The organism is Aeoliella sp., assembly GCF_965227375.1.
Lineage (GTDB): Bacteria > Planctomycetota > Planctomycetia > Pirellulales > Lacipirellulaceae > Aeoliella.
The window spans coordinates 2,812,202-2,834,250 of sequence record NZ_CBDDFX010000002.1 but is presented as its reverse complement, the minus strand read 5'-3'; the positions used below and the strand labels follow the sequence as shown (position 1 = coordinate 2,834,250).

Annotated in this window: 18 protein-coding genes; 12 read left to right on the top strand and 6 right to left on the bottom strand. The window is 56.5% G+C overall.

Annotated elements, in window-relative coordinates; translation table 11 throughout:
- Positions 1–7: 7 nt before the first annotated feature.
- From ACQK2L_RS24050 to ACQK2L_RS24035, 4 genes are all read right to left on the bottom strand, one after another.
- Positions 8–1,240, bottom strand: a complete 1,233-nt coding sequence (locus ACQK2L_RS24050) for a M16 family metallopeptidase (RefSeq protein WP_425399588.1) — start codon at positions 1,238–1,240, stop codon at positions 8–10.
- Entirely contained in the window at positions 1,227–2,468 is a 1,242-nt protein-coding gene (locus ACQK2L_RS24045) for a M16 family metallopeptidase (protein WP_425399587.1), read from the bottom strand. Before ACQK2L_RS24045 ends, ACQK2L_RS24050 begins: the two co-directional genes overlap by 14 nt.
- A 178-nt stretch (positions 2,469–2,646) precedes the next feature.
- Entirely contained in the window at positions 2,647–3,393 is a 747-nt protein-coding gene (locus tag ACQK2L_RS24040; RefSeq protein WP_425399586.1) for a LuxR C-terminal-related transcriptional regulator, read from the bottom strand.
- A 506-nt stretch (positions 3,394–3,899) separates the two neighbouring features.
- Positions 3,900–4,529 carry a GNAT family N-acetyltransferase gene (locus ACQK2L_RS24035; protein ID WP_425399585.1) on the bottom strand — a complete coding sequence of 210 codons (630 nt, stop codon included), beginning with the start codon at positions 4,527–4,529 and terminating at the stop codon, positions 3,900–3,902.
- A 267-nt stretch (positions 4,530–4,796) separates the two neighbouring features.
- Here ACQK2L_RS24035 and ACQK2L_RS24030 point away from each other — a divergent pair, with 267 nt between their 5' ends.
- The 6 genes from ACQK2L_RS24030 to ACQK2L_RS24005 all read left to right on the top strand — a co-directional run bounded on the left by ACQK2L_RS24030 (position 4,797) and on the right by ACQK2L_RS24005 (position 10,843).
- A complete protein-coding gene (locus ACQK2L_RS24030) occupies positions 4,797–5,792 on the top strand; it encodes a metal ABC transporter solute-binding protein, Zn/Mn family (RefSeq protein WP_425399584.1) in 996 nt (331 codons plus the stop codon).
- A complete protein-coding gene (locus ACQK2L_RS24025) occupies positions 5,792–6,598 on the top strand; it encodes a metal ABC transporter ATP-binding protein (RefSeq protein WP_425401124.1) in 807 nt (268 codons plus the stop codon). Before ACQK2L_RS24030 ends, ACQK2L_RS24025 begins: the two co-directional genes overlap by 1 nt.
- 26 nt (positions 6,599–6,624) lie before the next feature.
- Positions 6,625–7,971 carry an iron chelate uptake ABC transporter family permease subunit gene (locus ACQK2L_RS24020; RefSeq protein ID WP_425399583.1) on the top strand — a complete coding sequence of 449 codons (1,347 nt, stop codon included), beginning with the start codon at positions 6,625–6,627 and terminating at the stop codon, positions 7,969–7,971.
- A gap of 14 nt (positions 7,972–7,985) precedes the next feature.
- Positions 7,986–9,287, top strand: coding sequence for a metal ABC transporter permease (locus tag ACQK2L_RS24015; protein WP_425399582.1), 1,302 nt, complete (start codon positions 7,986–7,988; stop codon positions 9,285–9,287).
- Positions 9,288–9,654: 367 nt separating this feature from the next.
- On the top strand, positions 9,655–10,044 hold the full coding sequence (locus tag ACQK2L_RS24010; RefSeq protein WP_425399581.1) for a hypothetical protein: 390 nt from the start codon (positions 9,655–9,657) through the stop codon (positions 10,042–10,044).
- Positions 10,045–10,213: 169 nt separating this feature from the next.
- Positions 10,214–10,843 (top strand): PEP-CTERM sorting domain-containing protein, encoded by a 630-nt coding sequence (locus tag ACQK2L_RS24005; RefSeq protein ID WP_425399580.1) that lies wholly within the window; start codon positions 10,214–10,216, stop codon positions 10,841–10,843.
- Between the two features lie 55 nt (positions 10,844–10,898).
- On the opposite strand, the gene ACQK2L_RS24000 is transcribed toward ACQK2L_RS24005, so the two are convergent.
- Positions 10,899–11,804: a deoxyribonuclease IV gene (locus tag ACQK2L_RS24000; RefSeq protein ID WP_425399579.1), complete on the bottom strand. Its 906-nt coding sequence runs from the start codon at positions 11,802–11,804 to the stop codon at positions 10,899–10,901.
- 254 nt (positions 11,805–12,058) lie between these two features.
- On the opposite strand from ACQK2L_RS24000, the gene ACQK2L_RS23995 reads away from it, so the two are divergent.
- The 5 genes from ACQK2L_RS23995 (at position 12,059) to ACQK2L_RS23975 (ending at position 18,697) form a co-directional block, all read left to right on the top strand.
- The gene (locus tag ACQK2L_RS23995; RefSeq protein WP_425399578.1) at positions 12,059–13,030 is read left to right on the top strand and encodes a hypothetical protein; all 972 of its coding nucleotides are present in this window, start codon (positions 12,059–12,061) and stop codon (positions 13,028–13,030) included.
- Between the two features lie 289 nt (positions 13,031–13,319).
- Positions 13,320–14,153 (top strand): hypothetical protein, encoded by an 834-nt coding sequence (locus tag ACQK2L_RS23990; protein ID WP_425399577.1) that lies wholly within the window; start codon positions 13,320–13,322, stop codon positions 14,151–14,153.
- Positions 14,154–14,288: 135 nt separating this feature from the next.
- Positions 14,289–14,735: a hypothetical protein gene (locus ACQK2L_RS23985; protein ID WP_425399576.1), complete on the top strand. Its 447-nt coding sequence runs from the start codon at positions 14,289–14,291 to the stop codon at positions 14,733–14,735.
- Between the two features lie 1,108 nt (positions 14,736–15,843).
- Entirely contained in the window at positions 15,844–16,713 is an 870-nt protein-coding gene (locus ACQK2L_RS23980; protein ID WP_425399575.1) for a hypothetical protein, read from the top strand.
- Positions 16,714–17,329: 616 nt separating this feature from the next.
- Entirely contained in the window at positions 17,330–18,697 is a 1,368-nt protein-coding gene (locus ACQK2L_RS23975) for a hypothetical protein (protein WP_425399574.1), read from the top strand.
- A 209-nt stretch (positions 18,698–18,906) separates the two neighbouring features.
- Here ACQK2L_RS23975 and ACQK2L_RS23970 read toward each other — a convergent pair whose 3' ends face one another.
- Entirely contained in the window at positions 18,907–19,623 is a 717-nt protein-coding gene (locus tag ACQK2L_RS23970; protein WP_425399573.1) for a hypothetical protein, read from the bottom strand.
- Between the two features lie 317 nt (positions 19,624–19,940).
- Between ACQK2L_RS23970 and ACQK2L_RS23965 the strand changes: the two genes are divergently transcribed.
- Positions 19,941–21,854, top strand: coding sequence for a DUF6884 domain-containing protein (locus tag ACQK2L_RS23965; protein ID WP_425399572.1), 1,914 nt, complete (start codon positions 19,941–19,943; stop codon positions 21,852–21,854).
- Positions 21,855–22,049 lie beyond the last annotated feature (195 nt).

Here is a 22,049-nt window from a genome sequence, read left to right as displayed (position 1 = left end):
TTCGGAATCACCCCTCCAGCGATTCCAACGGTCCCACGGCCGCGGTAGCATGCTGCGTCAGCGGGTATTTGGCCAGCACCTCATTCACCGCGTCGAGCGTGATGGCGCTCACCGCTTCGAGGTCGTCGGTCACCGCGCGGTATTCGCGGCGTTGCAGCCAGTTGCCGCCGACGTTGAACAGGCGGCTGCGGGGGCGTTCGTTGCCCAAGACCACGCGGGCTTTCACTTTGTTTTTGGCCTGCTCCAGCTCCTCGGCTTGGAAGCCCGACTGCTCGGCCTCTTCGAACAGCTTGTGCAGCCGCGCCAGGTTCTCGGCCGTATCCTCGGGCTCGCACGCCAGCCAGGTGTAGAACATGCCCAGGCCCTGGTACTCGTAGTGGCCCAGGCTCGCCGACTCGACCAGGCCGCTGTCGACCAGGTCCCAATACATGCGGCTGCCGGAGTCGTCGCCCATCATGGTGGTGAGCAGCTTGGCCGCGAAGCGATCTTCGTCACCGGCCGCCGGGGCGTCGCGCAGCAGCAACACGTACTCCTGCATCGAAGTGGTGTTGGGCTTCACTTCGATCTGCGGCTTCATCTTCGCCGGCGGAGTGGGCCGCTCGGGCCCGGTCGATTCCCACGCTCCGCAGAGTTCTTCGCACTGCTCGACCAGCGCGTCGAAATCGACCTTACCGGCCGCAGCGACGAACAGGTTGTCGGCCGAATAGCGATCGCGGTGGTACAACAGCATCTGTTCGGGAGTGAGGGCGGTGACGCTGGCCTCGCTGCCAATCACGCTATTGGCGATCGGGTGGTCGCCGAAGCAGATTTGCTTCAGCCGGTCGTCCATACCGTAAGGAGGTTGGTCGAGGTACATCTGGATTTCCTCGACGATCACCTTCTTTTCCATCTCGAAGTCCGACTCGCGCAAGCTAGGCCGCATGATGTCGGCCAGGATGTCGAGCGCTGCACCCTGATACTCCGGCAGCACCGAGGCGTAGTACACGGTACTTTCTTCGCTGGTGAACGCGTTGTAGTGGGCGCCGATTTCGTCGAACTCGCGATTCACGTCGTCCGCGCTGCGACGCGGCGTGCCTTTGAACACCATGTGCTCCAGGAAGTGGCTGATGCCAGCCAGCTCCGGCGTTTCGTCCCGCGAACCAGTGCGAACAAAGAAACCAATGCCCATGGAATGGGCAGCGGGATTGCACTCGGCCACGATTTCCAGACCATTGGCCAGGCGGTGCTTACGAAATTCCATCAGGAAGCTCCAACGGTTGCGGGCCGAGCGTCATGCAGGTGAACGACTCTGGCGGGTTTTCGGCCAAGTAGGTGTTGATGCTCTCGGCCGTGAGAGCGTCGACCTTGGCGGCCACTTCCTCCACCGGGCGGATACGCCCCAGATGGTACCAGTCGCGCGATAGCGAACTGGCCCGAGCCGACGTCGATTCCTGCTGCATGATCAGGCTGCTTTTAATGCGGGCCTTGAGACGCGCGAGTTCTTCGGTCTCGACACCTTGGCCCAAACGCACTAGCTCGCTGTGTGTCACGTCGAGCGTTTCCTGCGCTCGTTCGGCCGTGGTGCCAGCGTAACAGAACACGGCCGCCCGATCGCGCTGCGTGTGCAGCGATGCGTACACGGTGTAGCAGAGGCCGCGCTTCTCACGAACCTCGCTAAACAGCCGCGAACTCATCCCGCCCGACAGCACGCCCACCGCCGACCACGCCTCGAAGTACTGTGGGTGACGATAGGGAATGGAAGGAAAGGCCAAGCCGATGTGGCATTGATTCGACTCGTGCGGCAAATGGATTGGTTGGCTGTTGGGTGTCTCCAACGCTGCGCCGCTCTCGGCCTGCACGGCCCAGTCGCCGAACAGTTGGTCGACTGCGTCGCACACTTCTTGCCAGTCGAAGTTGCCGGCCACACCGATAATGGCGTCGCGCGGTCCGTAACGCTCGCGAAAGAACAGTTCGACGTCTTCGGCGGTGAGTTGTGCGAGCGCTCCGAGATCGCCCTGGCTGGGGCGGCCCCAAGGATCGGGATAGTGCCGCCGGCGAAGCTCCATCATGAGCTTTTGGCCGGGGTCGTCTTCTACGCCACGCAGTTCCTGGATGCAGACTGAGCGGCCGGCTTCGAGTTGGTCGGTCGGCAGGTGCGGGCGGCGGACGATGTCGGCGTAGATCGAAAGTGCCGGCAGCAGGCTGTCGCCGATGGTCGCGCCGCTGAAGCTCGCCTGCGAGACGCCGACCGTTTCGCTTCGTTCGACGCCCAGGTTTTCCAAGTCGCTGATCAGTTGCCGACTGTCGCGGTCGCCTGCGCCGCGGAGCATCATTTCGCACGCCAGGCTGGCCAGGCCGGACTTATCTGCCGGGTCATGGACACAGCCGGCCGGAATCAGCAGTGAAAAAGCGGCGGACTGGAACGCGTCGGACGGTTCGCCGAGCAGCACCAGGCCGTTGTCGAGTCGATGGACGAATTCGGATGGCACGCGGATCTTGCTGGTTCTAGGGAGGTGAAGGACACAAGCGTAAGTCCGCTAATGTCCTTCATTCCGCCCGCCCCGGCAAGTGCGGTCCGCGGCAGTCCGCCCGGGCGTGTAGCGCCGTTGGTGGTGGTTTACTCGCAGTTTCCTCAAGGAAACAACGCTACACGCACCAGTGGATTCGCTAGCAAACCTGCTCGCTGGTGGTGGCCGTCTCCAGCAACCGCAGCGCGGCAGCGAAGCCAACCTCATACCCCAGTGGGCCTGCCGAAGGGACTCCCAGCACGTCGAACACCCGTCGGCGTCGCTGCTCAACGGTCCGCAAGCTGACCTGCTGCTTCGACGCGATCGACTTGTTGGGCTTGCCGGCACAAACATCGTGCAGCACGTCGCGCTGCGCGTCGCTCAGCCGCTCAATGGCTTTGGCGTACCGATCCAGGTGTTTGCGAGCGAGTCGCTTGAGACCATGGATGGCGTTGGCGCTCCGCGCCATGAAGAGAAGTTCGGAGAGATCTCGCGGCGCTCCGACCACGACCACCGGGTGCTTGAGCGCCCTGGAGACGTTGAGGTTCACCGACTCGTTGGGAGTGCAGACGAAGAGCGTCGCGTCGCAGTTGTCCATCAGTTCGAACAAACGCAGCGCTCGGTTGATGAACTCGTCCGAACCTTCGAGGATCACGCAGCCAGGTTGTTCCTCCGCCAGGGTTGAGGTGAATCTGGAGAGATCGGTGCAAGAAACAACCTGCAACTCTTGGTCTCTGGCGAGGCTACAAAGTTCGTGGACGAAGTTGTTTGTCGCAGAGCAAATCAGCATGGGACGAGTGGGGACTTCGTGGTTTGGCAAGTCTGCCGGGTCGGGACCATCAATCATCGTGGTGATGCCATCCGTGGATGCCTGGGGGTGAAGTTTGGGGGGAGGATAGAAGTACATACGATTTTTCAACGCAAAAGGAAAGTTGGATACCGGGCAACGAAAAGTGGTGCTGCGGGATGCCGATTCGGAGTGCCGCATTTAACGTGTTGCCTTTGCTTGCGGTAATTATCGTGGTGGTGGTTAACACGGGCTATCGACTGCGGGTCGACAAATAAAAAAGCTTTCCGCATAAACGTCGACTTTCACTCGACAAACACCCATCAACTGCTCGACAGAGCAAAAACGCGCAAGCTCGCATCGTTGTCGTGGTGAGAAGTGGTGGCGAGAAGTGCTCTCAATTTTGCCGCTTCGCATTCGCGAAGGGTTAGCCACATCAATCAGCGCTACGGCGGGTTTTCACATCGACTGCATGGCAATTGGCAGATGTGAGTTTCCACAGCAAGACTTGCAATGGAAGGTACGCCAATCGACCGATGTGCGCTTCGAAACCTGAGCGTATGAGAGCAACGCTCTGCAGCTTAAAGACGGTAACCGCCTGGTGAGCACCACGTCATGCCGTGCGATCAGGCGTGGGCGGTTTCGACCGACTTGTAGATGGTCTTAGCGCGGCGGAACCCGAGGCGTTGGTAGAGTCGCACGGCGTTCTTGTTGCGCACCGTGACTTCCAGGCAAGCGCGCGCCAGGCCTACTTGTTGGAATCCGATCAGGGCCGCCAAGATCAGCGCCGAACCAAGGCCTTGGCCACGATGATAGGGAACGACCCCCACGTTTTGGATGGAACCAAACTGATAGTCGAGGTTCATTCCTTGAATCGTAGCGCACGGCTCACGTCGACCTTGCTGATCGATGAATTCGATGAGCCAAGTTGCTTCGGGCACAAAGCCGCTGCCGCTGGAGATGCCCTGCATTAATCGCTGGCATCCGTCGGGGGTACCGAGGCTGGGGAACACGGCGGCATCCAACTCGCCGTGGAAGCTTAAGTACTTCGTCTCGGCGTGCGTTTCGACCAGATTCCTCGACCATGCCCGCAAGCGATATCCGGCCGGCAAACGAGGCGGCGAGAGAGTCTGCCTGGTGAGGTCGACCTCCATGCGGTATCGCTTGATATAGGTGATGCTCATCGGCTTGGATTTCTGATTGCCAACCGCAAACGGCCAGAAGCGATAGCCCGAAGGTACGAACGAGGGAAACACGCGGCATACTCCAGTTTGGACCACGGCATCTGCAATGTACTGCCCTGGAAAATAGCCGTCAAACTTTCCGCTGTCCCAGACGCGCACCAAACCACCGCTGCCGGGTGGGGCTGTAGGGATTGCGTCGAGAGACCCATCGCCGCCCGTGTGAGATTCACCGCAGGCGGGGCGTAGCGGACTGGTTCCACTTGACCCGGTGGTAGTCCGCTGAGTAGATTTTGAGTAGTCAAAAAATATCAAGCAAGCAGGCAAGCGAAGGGTTTTCTTGTGAAAAGCTCTCGATGGGAAACGTGGTGCGCGGTGGCGGTGCTGGCGGTGTCGGTCTGCACCGGCTGCAACTCGCCCTCTGGTTCGGAGTCGGCTCACTCGGCTAAAGGGGTGAGCCAGCAATTCGACGGCCAGCCTCCGTTGTCGATCGTTTGCACCACGCAGCAGGTGGCCGACGCGGTCCGCAACATCGCTGGCGAGCATGCGGAGGTCGAAGCACTCATGGGGCCGGGGGTCGATCCGCATCTGTTCCGCACCAAGCCTTCGGTGATATTGCAGCTGCAGCAGGCCGACATCATCTTCTACAACGGGTTGCATCTGGAAGGGAAGATTGCCGATACGCTCGAGCAACTCTCCAGTCGCAAGCCGGTGGTGCCGCTCACTGGGCGACTGGTTGCAGACCACGATTCGCGGCTCCTCTCTCCAACTGGCTTTTCCGGCGTGCATGATCCCCACGTATGGCACGACGTGTCGTTGTGGGCCGACTGCGTCGACTACGCCGCCGAGCAGTTGTGCGAGTTCGACCCCCAGCGGGCGGACGACTATCGGGCGAATGCGTCTGCGTATCGCAAACAACTCGACGAACTAGACGCTGAAGTTCGCGCCCAACTCGAGACCATTCCCCAAGAGCAACGGCTATTGGTTACCGCTCACGATGCATTTAGTTACTTCAGCGCGGCTTACGGGCTGAAGACCATTGGCTTGAAAGGCATCAGCACCGACGACGAAGCCGACTTCGCCCACTTGGACGCGGTGCGGAAGATTCTGGTCGACAACCGGGTGCCGGCCGTGTTCGTCGAGTCGTCCACGTCGCCCCGCTTGGTCAACAAGCTGATTGAGGAATGTCAGTCGGCAGGGCACGAGGTCCGCCTTGGTGAAGAACTCTACTCCGATGCGATGGGCGGTGCCGGTTCGGGAGCGGAGGAGTATGTCGGTATGATTCAGGCCAACGTGTCGGCCATCGTCGACGGGCTGGCAGGGGAGCAGCAGCCGTGATGCACCGCAACCTTGCCGAGCCCCAGCAGGCCGCCGCCACGGATGTCACCACGGCGCTCGAAGTGCACGACATGACCGTGGCCTACCGCCGCAAGCCAGTGTTGTGGGACATCGACCTCACCGTGCCTGAAGGACAACTGGTAGGCATCGTGGGCCCCAACGGGGCCGGCAAATCGACGTTGATCAAAGCCATCCTGGGCCTGGTGCCGCTCGCGAGCGGCAAAGTCGAGATCTATGGCAAGCCGTACTACCAACAACGAGGCATCGTGGGCTACGTTCCGCAGCGTGAAACGGTGGACTGGGACTTCCCAGTGACCGCCATCGATGTAGTGCTGATGGGCACCTACGGAAAACTCGGCTGGTTCCGCCGGCCCGGTCATCGCGAGCGAGAGTTCGCCAGAGAGTGCCTCGACCAGGTTGAGTTGGCCGACTTCGCCGATCGCCAGATCCGCCAGCTATCGGGCGGACAGCAGCAACGCGTATTTCTGGCGCGGGCGCTAGCCCAGGACGCGAAGGTGTACTTCATGGACGAGCCGTTCGCTGGCGTGGATGCGGCCACCGAAGCGGCCATCCTCCGCATGCTGCAGAACCTCCGCTCGGCCGGCAAGACCGTGTTCGTTGTGCATCACGACCTGCAGACCACTGAAGAGTATTTCGACTGGGTGATCCTGCTGAACATGCGACTCTTGGCGTGTGGGTCGATGCACAGCACGTTTACCCCACAAAACCTGCAACGCACCTACGGCGGCCGCCTGACGATTCTCGACCAAGCCGCCGAAGCAGTCCGCCGCCGTTCGCCACAGTAGAAACTGGTGGCCACCCTCCACTTACCATGCTCCCAGCGTCCATCATCTGGAAAGTCATGCTCGGCGCGTCGCTGCTTGGCGCGGCGGCTGGCTTTGTGGGCACGTTTGCAGTGCTACGCCGCAGAGCTCTGGTGGGCGACATGCTCGCGCACGCCGCGCTACCGGGCATAGCGGGCGCGTACATGCTGTGGCATTCGCGCGATCTGTTGACCTTGTCGGCGGGCGCCTTGGTTGCGGGGCTGTTGGGCGTGGCGTGCGTCGCCACAATTGCTCGTTGGACTCGCACCAGCGAGGACGCTGCGCTCGGCATTGTGCTAAGTACCTTTTTCGGCCTCGGCATCGTGCTACTCACGGTGTTGCAGGCAAATCCCGAAGGAGACAAGGCGGGGCTCGACTCGTTTCTGTTTGGCGAAATTGCCAGTTTGCGGTCGCGCGACCTGTGGGTGATCATCGCCATGGCGGGCGGGCTGCTAGTGTTTGTGCTGGCGATGTACAAGGAGCTGCAACTGCTGTCGTTCGATAGCGGCTTCGCGGCTGCCCAGGGTTGGCCCACGTTTTGGCTCGACTTCGTCGTCCTCGCGGCTGTGGCCGTCGTGACGGTGATCGGGCTTCCCATCTGCGGTGTGATCCTGATGGCCGCCATGCTCATCACGCCGGCGGCGGCCGCCAGATTTTGGACCAATCGCTTGGGAGCGATGCTCGCCATCTCGTCGCTGGTCGGAGCACTAGCCGGCATCATCGGTTGCATGATTGCCGCTCCGAACGTCGTGCAGTCCATCGGTTTGGGCAAAACCGCTGCGGGCACGCCTGTTGGGCTTCCTCCCGGACCACTGATTGTGTTGGCTGGCGGAGGGCTGCTGTTGTTGTCGATGTTCGTGGCGCCGCAGCGTGGCTTGATCGCGCGGATGATGAGCCATCACAAATTGCAACGGAAGGTCGTCCGCGACCATCTATTGCGAGCCATCTACGAACTCAGCCCTGCACCGGAGTCAGACCGCCCGTGGATCGACCTTGAGCGCCTTGGGCATTACGGCGGTTGGGACGCGGCGACGCTCGCCAAGCAGACCTCTAGAACCGAGCGCGAAGGCCTCATCGAACTACAGGGCTCGCAACTTAGGCTCACGCCGACGGGATTCGACCACGCGGCCCATCTCGTGCGTGCTCACCGACTGTGGGAAATGTACGTGGTGGAAGGCTGGGACCGCTCGCCCGACGACGTGCACCACGACGCCGACGCCCTGGAACACCTGCTTCCGCCCGAGGTGGTGCAGCACTTGGAGCAAGCGCTGCGAGCCGAAGGCCGGTTGCCGGCCGACGAGCCGGGCGAGGTGCCGCGCTCGCCGCATGCGATTGATCCACAGCAGGCCAACTAGGAACCATTTAACAGATGTTGCTGGCACTTAACAACGTGTTTGACCCCGATACGCTGCCGATGGTGCTGCGCATCATGGTCATGGCGGTGCTGGTGAACCTGTCTTGCGCGTTGTTGGGATCGTTCCTCGTGCTGCGGCGGATGAGCCTGATGGGCGACGCGTTGTCGCACGCTGTGTTGCCTGGTCTGGTGGTCGCGTTTTTGTTCTCGGGTAGCTTGAGCATCTTTCCGATGTTCATCGGCGCGGTGCTGGCGGGGGTCGCGACTACCTTCCTGACGCAGACAATGCACCACTACGGGCGGCTGTCGACCGACGCGGCGATGGGCGTGGTCTTTACATCGCTATTCGCCTTGGGCGTGGTGCTGTTGAAGTTGTTCGGGTCGCAGGTGCACTTGGATGCTGCCTGCGTGTACGAAGGCTCGTTGATCATGGTGCTCGACACATTCGAGTTCGCCGGCTTCGAACTGCCGAAGCAGATTCTTGTGGCCCTGCCGGTGCTGCTGGTGAATCTGCTGGTCGTTGGAGTGCTGTGGAAGGAGCTTAAGATTACCACGTTCGACTCGGCGCTGGCCACGGCCATCGGCATCTCGGCGCCGGTGATGCATTACACCTTGATGACGCTCGTGGCGCTCACCGCGGTGGCGTCGTTTCAGGTGGTGGGTTCCATCCTGGTAGTGGCCATGCTGATCGTCCCGCCGGCCGCCGCGCAGTTATGCGTCGAACGGCTCGGACGGATGGTCGCGCTCTCCTGTGCGATTGGGGCGCTGGTCGGCATCGTCGGCACGCTGGTCGCGGTGCGGTACAATCTGTCGGTGCCCGGCACCATGGCGGTGCTGTCGGGCGGCGTTTACGCCTTGGCGGCCATCTTCTCGCCCACCGGCGGACTCGCATCGCGGGCGTGGTTCCACTATCAAACCTCCGCGCGGATTGTTCGCGAAGACATCCTCGCCATGCTATATCGCGTGGAGGAATTCGATCACACCCGTCGTCTCGCCCGCGCCGACGCCCTGGAGGCCGTCGGTGGAGGCTTCCCCGCTCGCCATGCACTGCGCACGCTGGTGCGACGTGGCGATGTCGCGATGGACGACAAGGGGCTACTGCTAAACGACAGCGGGCGAACCAAGGCGGCGAAGCTCGTGCGGACGCACCGCTTGTGGGAGACTTACCTGGTGGACGAGATCGGTTTGCCACTGGACCACGTGCACGAGCCGGCCCACCGTGTAGAGCATTTCTTGGATGACGAGATCCGCGAACAACTGGCCGAACGCCTGCCGGAAGGGGCCGAAGATCCGCACGGCCGTGAAATACCGGAGTAGGCGATCGACGTTGACGCTCGAGCCTGTGCGACGCTATTGTTGGTCCGATGGAGCGATTCTAGGAGTTTCAGTTCTCAGCTTAGTCCCGAGTCTTGCTTCTACCCAAGGATGGGCAATGTCCGCAACTCGCCGAGCCGCAATCGCTTTCGCAGTTCTCTTGCATGTAATCAACGCTGACTCAGCGTGCGATGCGAGGCTTGTACGATTCAGCTTTTCGGGTGTTGTCGCCACCGTCCCACCTGATTTCGCTGACAAGTTCCGTGTTGGCGAGGGAATTTCTGGTACGTATGCGTTTGACTCTCCCGCTTCGGCGTCAGAGTCTCGAGAGAACTTTACCCTATACAAGAGTCTCATACGCGACGCCTCCGTGTCATTCGATTCGGGATATACCGCTATGCTGGGCCAGGGGGGAGCAGACCAAATCACGTACATAGGTGATGGCGATGGCATTCTTGGTTCATTCGATGTCTACGATGTTTCTATTCCACTAGTGACCACCCTATCTGAGCAAGTGCCATTTAATAGCTTGTCATTGCGCTTCGCGGGAAACAGTGATTGGCTGCCATCCTTGACATTAAGCGAGACTCCTCCCGATCTGTCAAAAGTCTCCTACACGGACGCCAAGCTAAGTGCGGAGGACGGCTATCTCGGATTAGATATTCTGACCCTGAGTCGGGTGCCGGAGCCTTCGGGTGTATTACTATGCGTCGGGCTCTTTGGCGGCTTGTTATTGCTCCGTCGCAAAGTTAATGGCTGATGCCGAAGATCCCCACGGTCATGAGATTCCGGATTAAGGACAATCGGGTAGTCTACTAGAAACGCTTGACGTGGCATTCGGCCCGCCGGTAGGATCGTCGTGAAATCTAGGGCCGAGAATCGCTCTCGGCACCAGGGGCAGAGTTTTACAACGCTACGAGGGAAGCCTAATGAAGATGACATCCATGGTGTGGGCAGTGTGTGTGCTGGTGGCCTTGATCGCCGCGACGAATTCCAATGCAGCCGTGCAGAAGTATCTATTCACCGGAGAAGTGACCACGGTCGACGCGGCGCTCAGCTCCGATTTCAGCCCCGGGGACCAAGTCGCCGGATTCTATTCGTTTGACGACACGGTAGCGGACTCGAACCCCGATCCAGACGTCGGCACCTACGAAGGTCACCTTACCGCGTCGATTGTTAATGTCAGTTCCGGCTACACAGCGAGCCTGGATCTTGCCGACACGATCGACCTGACGCTGCTGGACAACGCCTTCCCTACCGGCGGCGATAACTACGTTGTCTCGTACGCCTTGGTCGGACCCGATGTGAATGCTCTGTCCGTCGAGCAGTTTCTGTTGGACGCTCTCGACGAGGACGGCGCGATGCTCACGTCGGACGACTTGCCGGCATCGCCACCCGACATCAGTCTGGCGGAAAGCGCAACGGGGTACATCCGTTTCGAAGGCCAGAACTTCGTCAACTTCGAACTGCTGAGCCTCCGCGCGGTGCCCGAGCCGTCGACCTACGTGCTCGGCATTGGCCTGGCGCTGGTCGCGCTAGGAGTTGGGCGTCGCCGATAGCTCTACGGGCAACACGGATACGCTCCCCCGGACTGCACAAGTTCGGGGGAGTGTCTCACTTGGCGACCAACTTGCGCAGCGTTCGCAGGTTTACCACGTCGAGGTCGACTCCCTTGTCGTTGGTGCCTTTGGGCGTCTCCATGTACATCGGCACTTTGCGGAATCGTCGATCGTTCAAGAGGTGCCGAAACGGCTCGAGGCCCATTTCGCCCTTGCCGATCGCTGCGTGGCGATCGACGCGCGAGCCGAAGGGCTTCAGGCTGTCGTTCAGGTGGAACGCTTTCACCTTCTTGTAGCCGACAGTCTTGTCGAGTTCGCGAATGGTGGCCAGGTACTCCTTCTTGGTCTCCATCGCATAGCCGGCCGCAAACGCATGGCACGTGTCGATGCACACGCCCAGCCGGTCGGGGTCGCGCGCCCGGTCGATGATTTCCGCAAGGTGCTCGAACCGCCAGCCGAGGTTCGATCCCTGCCCGGCCGTGTTCTCCAGCAGCACCTGCGACTCGATGCCGCGGGTCTGCTTGTGCACTTCGTTCAGCCCCTTGGCGATCCGTCGAATACCGACCTTTTCGCTCGTGGTGGTGTACGCGCCCGGGTGAGCGACCACGTACGGAATGCCCAGCTTGGCCGCCCGCTGCAGCTCGATCACCAGCGCATCGATCGACTTCTGCCACAGCTCATCGTCGGGGCTGCCGAGATTGATCAGGTACGAGTCGTGCGCAATCGGGTGCGCGATGCTAAGCTCGCTGAGCGACGCCTTGAACCGCTCGGCGTCTTCGTCCGTGAGTTCCTTCGCCCGCCATTGGTTGTTGTTCTTGGTCGACAACCCATCAGATTGAGTTGCTGTTTTCCTTGGTGGATTTGGCCACTGCTGAGGTGCCTTCGTGAATATCTGCACGCAGTCACACCCAGCTTCTGCTGCTCTCTCGACGGCTCTGTGACAGCCGCCCGCAATCGACATGTGGGCTCCCAGGATCGGCATGTGAAGAAGCTAAACGATCGACGCTCGATCGTCGAGGGTAGCGTTCGCCATGTTCAATTTCAGACGGGTCGTTGCGTCGATATCGCACTAAACGGTAGCATAAACACGGTACAGGCACCCTGCGTTGATTGGAAGCCGACACCAGGGGTAGCGATGGAGCTCTCTCGACACGCAAACAATGTTGGTAGCATGTGCCCGATTCAGCGCAGTAATAGAGAACAAGAAGGTTTGGAATGTTAGTTGCAATACTAATAATCACAGTCGTAGTATACTTGGCAATCTCTTTTCGGACGAGGGTGATAGCTGGAGAACAGTTCTCCTTGAAGATGTTGCTGGATGAGAAGCCTCCCACCCTTATGACTGCTTTTCTCGTCGCTCTCGCAACTTCAGCACTCGTGGCAGCATTGAGCTACGCTGCTCAGTACGCCATGTTCCTGATCGATAGGCAAGACAACACACAAGCCCTTGCCCCAGATATTCCAGCAGACATCCTGTTCCTTGGCTTTCTGGCCTTCATATGGATTGGAGTATGCTCTTTGGTAGAGTACACCGGTCTAGATATACGGTCGGCAAAAGAATCCGTTGAGGCAAACAAGAAAGAACTTGATAAAGGGCTGGCCAGCGACGCCTCGTTTAGGGATGCTGCAGTTTACTTCGTTCGTCGCGCTAGATTGCGGGAAGACACAACACTCCAAAAGGCCTTAATCAGGGCTGACCACATGTATTTTTGGGGGGTTATTCTCATGGGTATCGCTCTACTTGGACCACTTGGCGGTGCGTGGATCTACTGGCGAGTTGAGCCCTTGACGGACATCGTGGTGGAACGAATCAAAGAACTTAACGCCACACCCAGCACAGTTGATGTCTCTGTACAGAGGGACTGGAAAGTTCTTTTAGGTGGAGTATCGGTCGGGTTTCTTTTCTTAGCTGCTGCAACTGCGGTACTCAGACAAAAGACTAAGGAGGTTCAGATTTCGAGAAACTCGTCTGACAAGGTTAGCTACTATGAGAGGCTAGAGTATGCATTGCTGCTTGAGGCACAACCAAAAACTGATGAAGAGAAGGCTCTATTCCGCTACGTCATCGATCGATTGCTGGCAGATCGTTCAGGCCTTGATTTGGGCAGATCAGTAGATGCGAGTGAGGATACACACTCTTCAGCCAGCATTCGGGACTTACTTGGTGTACTTCGCCAAGCGACATGATGGCCGTGGAATGTGTTGTTACGAGTCAATAACCGGGACGGAGTCTCGCTCAGGCTTTATCAGGTTCCGGCCTTTGCGACATCGACCGTGCAAAGCGATCACGTGCGTCTCCCAAGCTGGCATGCGTCGGAAGTAGAGACCCCGCGTTGGATGCACTGACGCGGAGGCACCGGTGGGAATTGGAGGAGTGGGCAAGGGATTTGGAGGAACTTCTGGCGCACGGCTTCTCCACACCAACTAAAACCAATACTATCATTCCACTAGTTCGCGGACCCTCAGGTTGATGGTGATGGCTAGCGTATTATCGTTGTGCGTAAAGTGCGCGAAGGCTCTCGTACTTCAGACATGGTGGAGAGTAGAGAAGGCTGCAAAAGACTTGCTCTATTACTCCTTGCTGTATAAGCCACATTGGTCGTCCTTAAGTCGTATTAGCAAGATCACTTGGGTACGGTCATCCTACATCTGGTTCATCGTAGTTCCTTTGGCGGCCTATTTGCTAAAGGACATAGGTCCGAATCTTACCTTCACTCTTGGTTCGAAGATATATGTGATACCAGTTGGATTGCCTTTTAGCTGGCAGTTGTTTTATTTTGGTGCGGTCAGCTTTGCCGTTGGGGCTTTGCTGTACACGTCCTTTTCACCTCCTTTGGTTAGAGACTATACCAGTTTCAGCCAGTACCAAGACGAGGGACGGGGGAGCGAATTCATCACAAAACAAATGCTTCATGCTATCTTGCATTTGAATAATCTAGAGCTGGGCGATCTTTGCCTTAGCCATTTTATTGAACTCTACACGACCATCGAGAATCCAGGCCTGTACGTAGAGCAACTGAGAGAGACGGCGTCGAAAAGCAGCAGCGGTAGAAGTGTTGGCGAGACACTTGCTTTGGCTCCGCATTCATTGCCAGTCTTTCTTGGTGTGTTTAAGGAGGATCAGCTTGCCAGTGCTTTTTGGTTTGCTCGTGATACCGGAGATCAGATATGGCCTGCGATGCGTTACATATGCTTTCGCTTGTATTGCCTAGGCTTGATACTGCACTTGGTAATCGCGATCCAAGGTTTTAGCTATGTCTGTCGCGTGGCGTTCGCCAGCACGGTCTGGAGCCTGCTATGGCCGTTCTGACGGAGCTTGATCGGAGGGAAATCTGCAGAATATGGATTGATGTACACCGTTTTTATGATGGCAACCTCATATGGCACTAAGTAACCTATAGACACCAGTTGTCTTACGTTGCTTCTCCTAAATGTGAGGAATGAAATGCGGTACTCCCTGCTGCTGTTGGCACTAACTCTCACTTTGCTCGGCACTGCAACTGTAAGAGGGGAAGATGTGATTGATCCTCAACCCGCGGAAGAAGTGGGGGGCGTAAGGGCAGACCCAGCGATGGAGGATCCGCCAGAAATAGACAATAGTTCAAAAGATTGCGTTTCAAAGTCGAAATATCAACTCTGGCGTGAGACTGTGCCGTGGATCGTATGGCCCCTTGTCGTATTGGCTCTGATTATAATGGGTTTGCTATTCGGCTTAATGTTCAAATCAAAGGCAGGTCTCACCGATCAGTACTTTCGAGCCTATTCACTGACGTTGATAGTCTTTGCGGGGTTGTTTCTCATTGTCGTGGGATGGAATCAAGACCAGCTTGCCGGCATGATGGGACTGCTTGGAACTCTCGCTGGCTACATTCTTGGTGATAGACGAAATTAAGAGCCTAACGGTCCCGTTCCCACCTCAGGGGAATAGATAGTTTCGCACGACCATTGACCGCATGGTAGCTGTCTGTCTCAACCCAGCCTGCGAGTAACTTAACCTCGCCGTTTTCGGGATCAATGCCGGTAATAGCTAGGTGTACTTTCCTTTCTCCATTTTGCATGAGCGTAGACTGAACATACTCTGGTAGTGCTACCTTTAAAGTCTCACCTGCTCGAATCCAATAACAGGGAGAATGCCTGTCAGATCTACCTGTAATTGTATATTTCATGCACAATTGCAGGTTCTTGCCTGTGTTGTTTCTGAGTGTAACGTCAGTCCAGTGCTGTGTTGATGGATCGCTTGACGAATTTGGCAGCGGAGTATTGTCAAATGTATCAGGTACATTGTCAGCCGCTTTTGTTGGAGTCACACCACTGCACCAATTTATCTGAGTCCTTCTAGGAGACTCTGATCTAAAGCAACACTCCTGGACAGGTTTAAAGGTCACAGGGCAGCCTGCAACGCAGATTGGTTGGTATTCCATAATCACTGGTTGACAGCATTGATCGACGTACACAGGACATTGCGGGTAGGAAACGCCGCAGCACGAGCTCCAAAGCAAAGCCGCCAAGATGCACGAAAGGTGAAGTCGCATTGAGAAAGCTCCTCATCGACAGGCTCAGAGATAAGTCACCTCCTAGCTTAATTGGGGAGATTCGGTGACGCAACGATGGCACCACCTTTAGAGCTGATCATGCTGGTGAGCGTGCCGATTACTCTGCCGGTTGGGCAATCCAGGCAATTCCAGGGACAAGTGGATCGGGTAAGTGAAGTCCACTAGTTTTCAGACTTCGCTCCCCAGCACTCATGCTTTTCTATGCTTGAAATCGATCAGACCCGTAAGTCTAATGTTCTCGATCACGCGTAGCGAGGCTCATCATGGGTTTTCGATTCCGAAGAAGTACGAAGGCCGACCCCTTCAATTACACGCTCAGAAAGAGCGGCGTGCCTGGGAGCGTTGGTGCGGGTGGATTGGCGAAGTGTGGTATCTGTGGGGGATAGCAGCCGAAAGTGCAAGTCGCGATAGTGACCCTTTCACTACCGAGTACAGGTGCCAATTAGCATGGCTTCGGGTTTTTTTGACAGTTTCTTTTTGTGCGTAGCGTTGGTCTGCACAGTTGTCGCGGCTATCGACTGGTATAGGGGGCCGGCAGCAGATCAAAGGACACGAGAAACACTTGAAGACTGGTGGTGCCATCTCTCGGATTTCAGCTACGCATCTATTATCCGAAGAACGCTGAAACATAGTACGGCAACTTTGAAGGGCATGCGAGAATTTGGCAAAGGAAAACTATCACGAGTGGTTGGCACTTTGTTGCTCCCATTTGTGCCTGGAGGAGTGATTTTGCTGTTGCTTCTGCCGGTGCAGATCATTAGCTGTTTCTTTGTGCCTGGAGGCATCCACCCCAGCCTGCAAGACGCATCTGAATATGGGACTGTGGGGTTCATCTACCTCACGTATCTTGAGTTGTGCCTCGGCGTGTTCTACATGGGCTCTTTGGTAGCCATAGCCTGGCACTATTCGTGGAAACTAACCATCTACTACGTCACCAAGGCAAGACGCTCCCGTACGACCTCACGCTTGCTGATGTACCTTGTCATTGACTATTTGATTGCCAGCGCGTTGTTTCGGGTTTTTGTTTATATGCTGAGTGCATTGCTTTTTACGCGCAAGCCTGGCATTACGGAGTTTAGTGTTGAGTTGGCTCTGACCTGTATCGCCATTGCGAGCCTGTTACCAACAGCAGTGCATTTGTGCTTCACCGGGATATTGATATTCTGCAAGCTAGCAGAGTCTGTTCTTGGTCCTTTCGCAGCCCAGATCATCTTGCGAGTATCTGAAACAAAGAAGGGTGTCTATTCTCAGATTGTGTTGGCTGTCGGAATAATTGCAAAACTTGTTCAAGAATTCGTCAAACAGATGCACACTTAGAAAGCGTTTCTCAAACAGTCATCGCCTTCCCAATACAATCGGATTTCTCTGAAGTCGCCACCTCAACCCGCCGGCTAGTGCAGACGTGACACTCGCTCTGACTGCTGATCCCGCCTAACCCTATCGTCTGCTCCCGAGCCTCTACCGTCTTCGCCTGCGACTCTCGTTTTTCGCAAATCGGCTCGATTTCGGCCCAAGTGTAGACTCGGCCGAGTGCTTTACGAAAGAAGTCTGGCCCCGGCGAGATCAATACGCCCACTCCCGTGACCACTTTTGTTCCCATCCTCGGATACGGCATTTCATTTCACCTGCCATTCCCACCGATTGGTACGGGACATTGTCATCACTCTGAGTTCACCGAAACAATCGGGGAGCGATACTCAATTGATGCCGCGGGCTAGCACACCTCGAAGACCGATCTTCATCTACCTCGCATCGCCCGTCGATTCTCCTGGCTTCAGGGAATTCTCTATGCGAGAAGCAGCCAGTCCCACGGAGTCTTCGCTCTCGGCAGCCTCATCGGGCACCGTCACAATCGCATGCATCGTTTCGGCAAGCGATGTATGTGTGAAAGGGCCCCATGTCGAAGAACCTACACTTCCGAGAACTCGAATCAATGCGTTTTCACGAACAGCACTTGCTACCGCTATACATCACATTCTTTAACGACGCCATCCTGCCGCACCTCGAACTCCGTGGCTACAAACTCGAGGCAAAGCGACAACTGGCCGCACAATGCACCAACCTGCTGATCCAGACGGGTTTGGGAGGCAAAGTCGTCGCCGATGATCGGGACGGTAAGTTGCCAGGCGTCAAACTGCGTACCCAGGTATGGGACAGTATCATCCGTGCCGGCTTCGCGGACGTTTGCAAAGGGTCACAAGAATCGGGCTACAACACTCGCTATCGTGCCACGAGCAAGCTACTTGAGCTTCGTGGCTTGTGGGAATTGCAGTTGCTGCTCGATACGCAGCTGGCCCGCAATACGGAACGACCTACTGACCCCACGCATCTTGCACTGGTGCACTTGCACACCGGTCGCACCGATCTGGCAACCGGCACTCCACTGCCCGAGGACCTGCAAAAGAAGTCGATTTCATTCTTCGACTACATCATGGAATACGGTCAGCGTGACGAAACGGGCCAAGTGGCACCGCGAGCGATCAAGAACAGCATGGCGTTCTGGCGACACACCGAGGACCGGATTGAATACATCAATCAGCGGAACCTTGAGCACTCTTGGGTTGCGTACCTCACCGATCCCGAAAGCGGCCGCAAGGTTGCGTTTCAACCCAATCCGTGCTTGCGCCAAATCCACGTCGGTAAGTTCTTCCGCGCTTGTCGCCTGTATAGCTGGTCGGCGCTGTCAGGTCAGAATCTGTCGAAACAGCAGCGACAAGAAATGCTGATCGACGGCCAACCCACCGCAGAACTCGATTACTCGGGCATGGCAACGCGGATGCTGTATCACTACGCCGGTCTCGACCCCGAGGGAGATATCTACCAACCGGAACGTGTGTTTCCGGTTTTCTACGAGAAAGGCAATCCGACGGATGAGCAGAAAGCCGTTGTCCGCGATTTCGTGAAACAGGCAACCAACATCTGCTGGAATGTCGATACACGAGAGAAAGCTCATTCGAGCATCGCACACGTCCTGTCCGAGCATCCAAAGCGGGATGCATTGCATGGCGTCATGAATGTTTGGGACCATGTCACAGTGCAGGACATTGTGTCACGCTTGATGACAATCCACGCGCCGATCGATGATCGTTTCTTTTCGGGCTTCGGTGTGCAGCTGATGACCGTTGACGGACAGATTATGAAGGGTGTGCTTGCATCGCTCGCCGAGGACAACATCCCTGCGCTTGGCATTCACGATGCCGTGGTAGTTCGGCGTGCGGACGTGGATCGGGCACACGAAGTGATGGTCGAACAATACGAACGCATGATGCTCCACGAGCCCGTCATCACGCGGGTATTCTGAATAGTCAATTCTCAACGACGCAAAGCGTTGTTGAATTTGATGTTCTGTCAATTCGCATGGGTATATGGGATGGGATCGAACCGGCCCCCGCCGCAGGCGGACGCCCGCCACCAATTTATGCGTATTGTTGTTACTGGCTATGGCCGTGGCTTTGGCTCGATTCAAAGAGATAGAAGAATAAACTCTGCGGCGCCGGCGATGAAGTAAATCTACATGGAATTATTCAGCGCCGGTGTATAGACGACTTCTCGGGCACGCGTTCGGATAAATGGTGCCGACAAGTTCACACCTGATGCGTTCAGCGTTTTGTGCCCTGCACACTCACGACAACGATCCCTTTCGCAGGGGATTTGGCCAAACTCAAACCGTGCGTCTTCAATCTCTGCGACGTGCTGATAGATATGTTTGCTTTTGTCGCCATTTGTGCTGATGGCGAGTATAGCGTACTCGTCGAAGCCACTATCGACAAGCTCAACGAAAGCTTCAGAGTGCGGCCCAAGTTGCTTTAGCTTGATTAGCTTCCTGCCGTTTGCTACATCTGTTGTGGTGATTGTGTGGCTCGACTCTATACTTGGGGAATTGGTTAGCGGCCACACCAGCAATTCAATGTCTCTGGCGGGACTCCCACCTTCATTTACCACATACATTCGTAGCGTACTTGGTCCCGGCGTGCACTCATTTGATCCCGGCGCATGTCCTCGGCATGACCTTTCTCTGCTGTAGTAATAACTAACGTCCTCAGGACTAGCATAGTAATCCGGCGTCGCCTTAACCGCAATTTCATTTCCTTCTCTGGCTATTTGGTTGCCCTCAAGATCGTTGCGGTTACTTTCGGTTCGTTGCTGGAAAGTTACGCACAGCGCAAGTAGTGAGATAACTACAGCCACCTTCCCCCAATTATCAGTTGTCGATTTAGATTCGGACATTTTCTTGTGCTCCGCGTTAACCGGACTCATGCCTAACTAGTGTTCGCTAACAGGACCCTACTCTTGGCTTGCATTGTATCACGAAGGATTTTTCTTTCCGCATCTTGACTTTGCGGACCAACTTGCTATGCTTTTCGCTTGTGCCCCCGAGCACCACTCTGGTATCACAAAGTGTCTGGCTACTTCTGGCCCGCTCGGCACCGATCGCTCGATCGGCTTAGGCAACCCCTAACCAACACGACGCGGAGTCGTCGTGCCAAATTAGGCTGGGAAGTAGCTTCTATGACGGAGCACGCCCTAGCGGAGAGGTTGTTGTCATGTCATATGCAGTATTGGTGTCCTGCACCAAGGAGAAGCGTTCACAGTCCGCGCCAGCACAGGACCTGTACGACAAGTCCGATGGTTTTTGCAAGAAACGTATCATTTCAGAATGGCTCACGGCAGGAGGACGCGGTTCCTGGTTTATCACGTCGGCTAAGCACGGATTGCTGGCCCCACATGAGATCATAGAGCCGTACGACCAGAAGCTGCCGAAGGCCACCAAGCCGGAAAACAAAGAGTGGGGCGAGAGAGTCGCACACGATTTACTTGAACGGGTGCCCGACCTTCACTGCGTATTGATGCTCGCCCCCGAGGACTACTGGGCTAACATTGAGCCTCATCTGTCACGGCTCAAGATTAAGGTACGGCGACCGCTTAAGGGGCTGAGCCAAGGCCCCACCGGACATTGGCTAAAAGAGGTAGTCGAATTGATTAGCGGCGAGCAAATGTTTCGCCCACGTAACAATTCCCAGCCCGAGCCCGCTGAGTTTGCCAACGTCGAGGCAGCCAAAGCCACGGCCAAGCAGTACTACCTGCGTGCCAAGCAGAACAATGTAGAAAAATTTCTCTGCTACAAGGAGATGGGGCGTGCTTTGATCTATCTGAAGAAAAAACTGAAGCACGGCGAGTTCGAGGCTTGGGTGTGGGCAGAATTTGGCTTCCAGCGCAAACAGTCCAAGCAGTACCGTGACCTGTACGAAGGCTGGCATTTTCTGGAGCAAGAAGAGTTGGAGTCTCTAAGCAATCTGGAAAATGTAGTCAAACTCATCAAGGAGCGAAGCAAGCCGTATAACCCAGAAGCCGAGTATCCCACGATGGCGGCGATGTTGAAATGCCACCGTGAGGACTACTACTATCAGCTGGCTCGGACAGTGGATGAAGCGAAGTGGCAGCGCGAAGAACAGTTCTTCGATGGTGTCTTCCGCGACGTGTGCCCCTGGTACGATGCACCCGCCATGCCCATCAATCAACTGCTCCTCGACAGCGGGGCTTACAGTCAGGTCCAGGCGTCGGAAAAATTCAGTGGTGGCCCCGAAGCCTATTACCACTCAACGGAATACTGGGACTACCTGGAAAGGTACGCCACATTCCTGCACCAATGGGGAGACCGCGTCACAGCCTATGCCAACCTCGACGTAATTGGCAATGCCACTCTGACGAGAAGAAACCAACGCTACCTGGAACTGCAACACGGCCTACGTCCCGTTCCCGTTGTCCATTTTGGGACCAACACTAATGAGCTACGCCGGTACATAGACGAAGGATATGAATTCATCGGCCTCGGGAGATTGGTAGGAAATCTCAATAAGCCAGAGTGCCAAGAATGGCTAGAGGACTGCTTCAAGATCGCTGGCGACAATATCAGGTTGCACGGCTTTGGTGTGATGTCCGCCCAGACCATCTGGCGTCACCGGTGGCACAGCGTAGATGGAACGACTTGGAAGCTCGCGGCAGAGAAACATAAATCAGTACTCATCCCGCAGGACGGTGATTACACGTGTAAAGAGAGTCGCCATCGGGTAGGCGGGGTAAAGGCAGGTAAAGAACTTCCACTCGCTCGTCAATTGGCAGAAGAACATCAGCTACCGCTTGGCCTGATCCCAGACGAAGATTTCGATAACGAAGGATACATCCCGTATGGGCTGACCAACTGTGCCGCCGTGCGATACATAGTCAATATTCGCTACTATCAAAAATTACAAGAAGAGCTACGTCGCCACGATCGTCAGTGCCAGATCTACTTTGCCGCTGCTTGTGACTGGGAAACGTCGCCCGATCGCTTCATCCCAGATGCGAATATATTGGTGAGCTTTGAAGAGATGGGAAAAGCGCAACCGTTCAGGCAATTCGTACGACTTATTAACAACCGACATCGCCCACCTGAAGCTCCTTCAGTCGGTGCAGCATGATAGATGCAACATGGGATCGAAATAAGCGACTCCATACTCAATTGCATTTCGGACCTAGACCTGGGTTGTCCAAAATCGTGTGTTTTGAATCCTGAAACTTCAAACCCGGGATTCCTGCACGTCGCGTGTTCGTGTGACCTGTGAGAAATCAGGTACACACGATTGCGCTCACTGAGGTCCCGTGTGATAATGCGA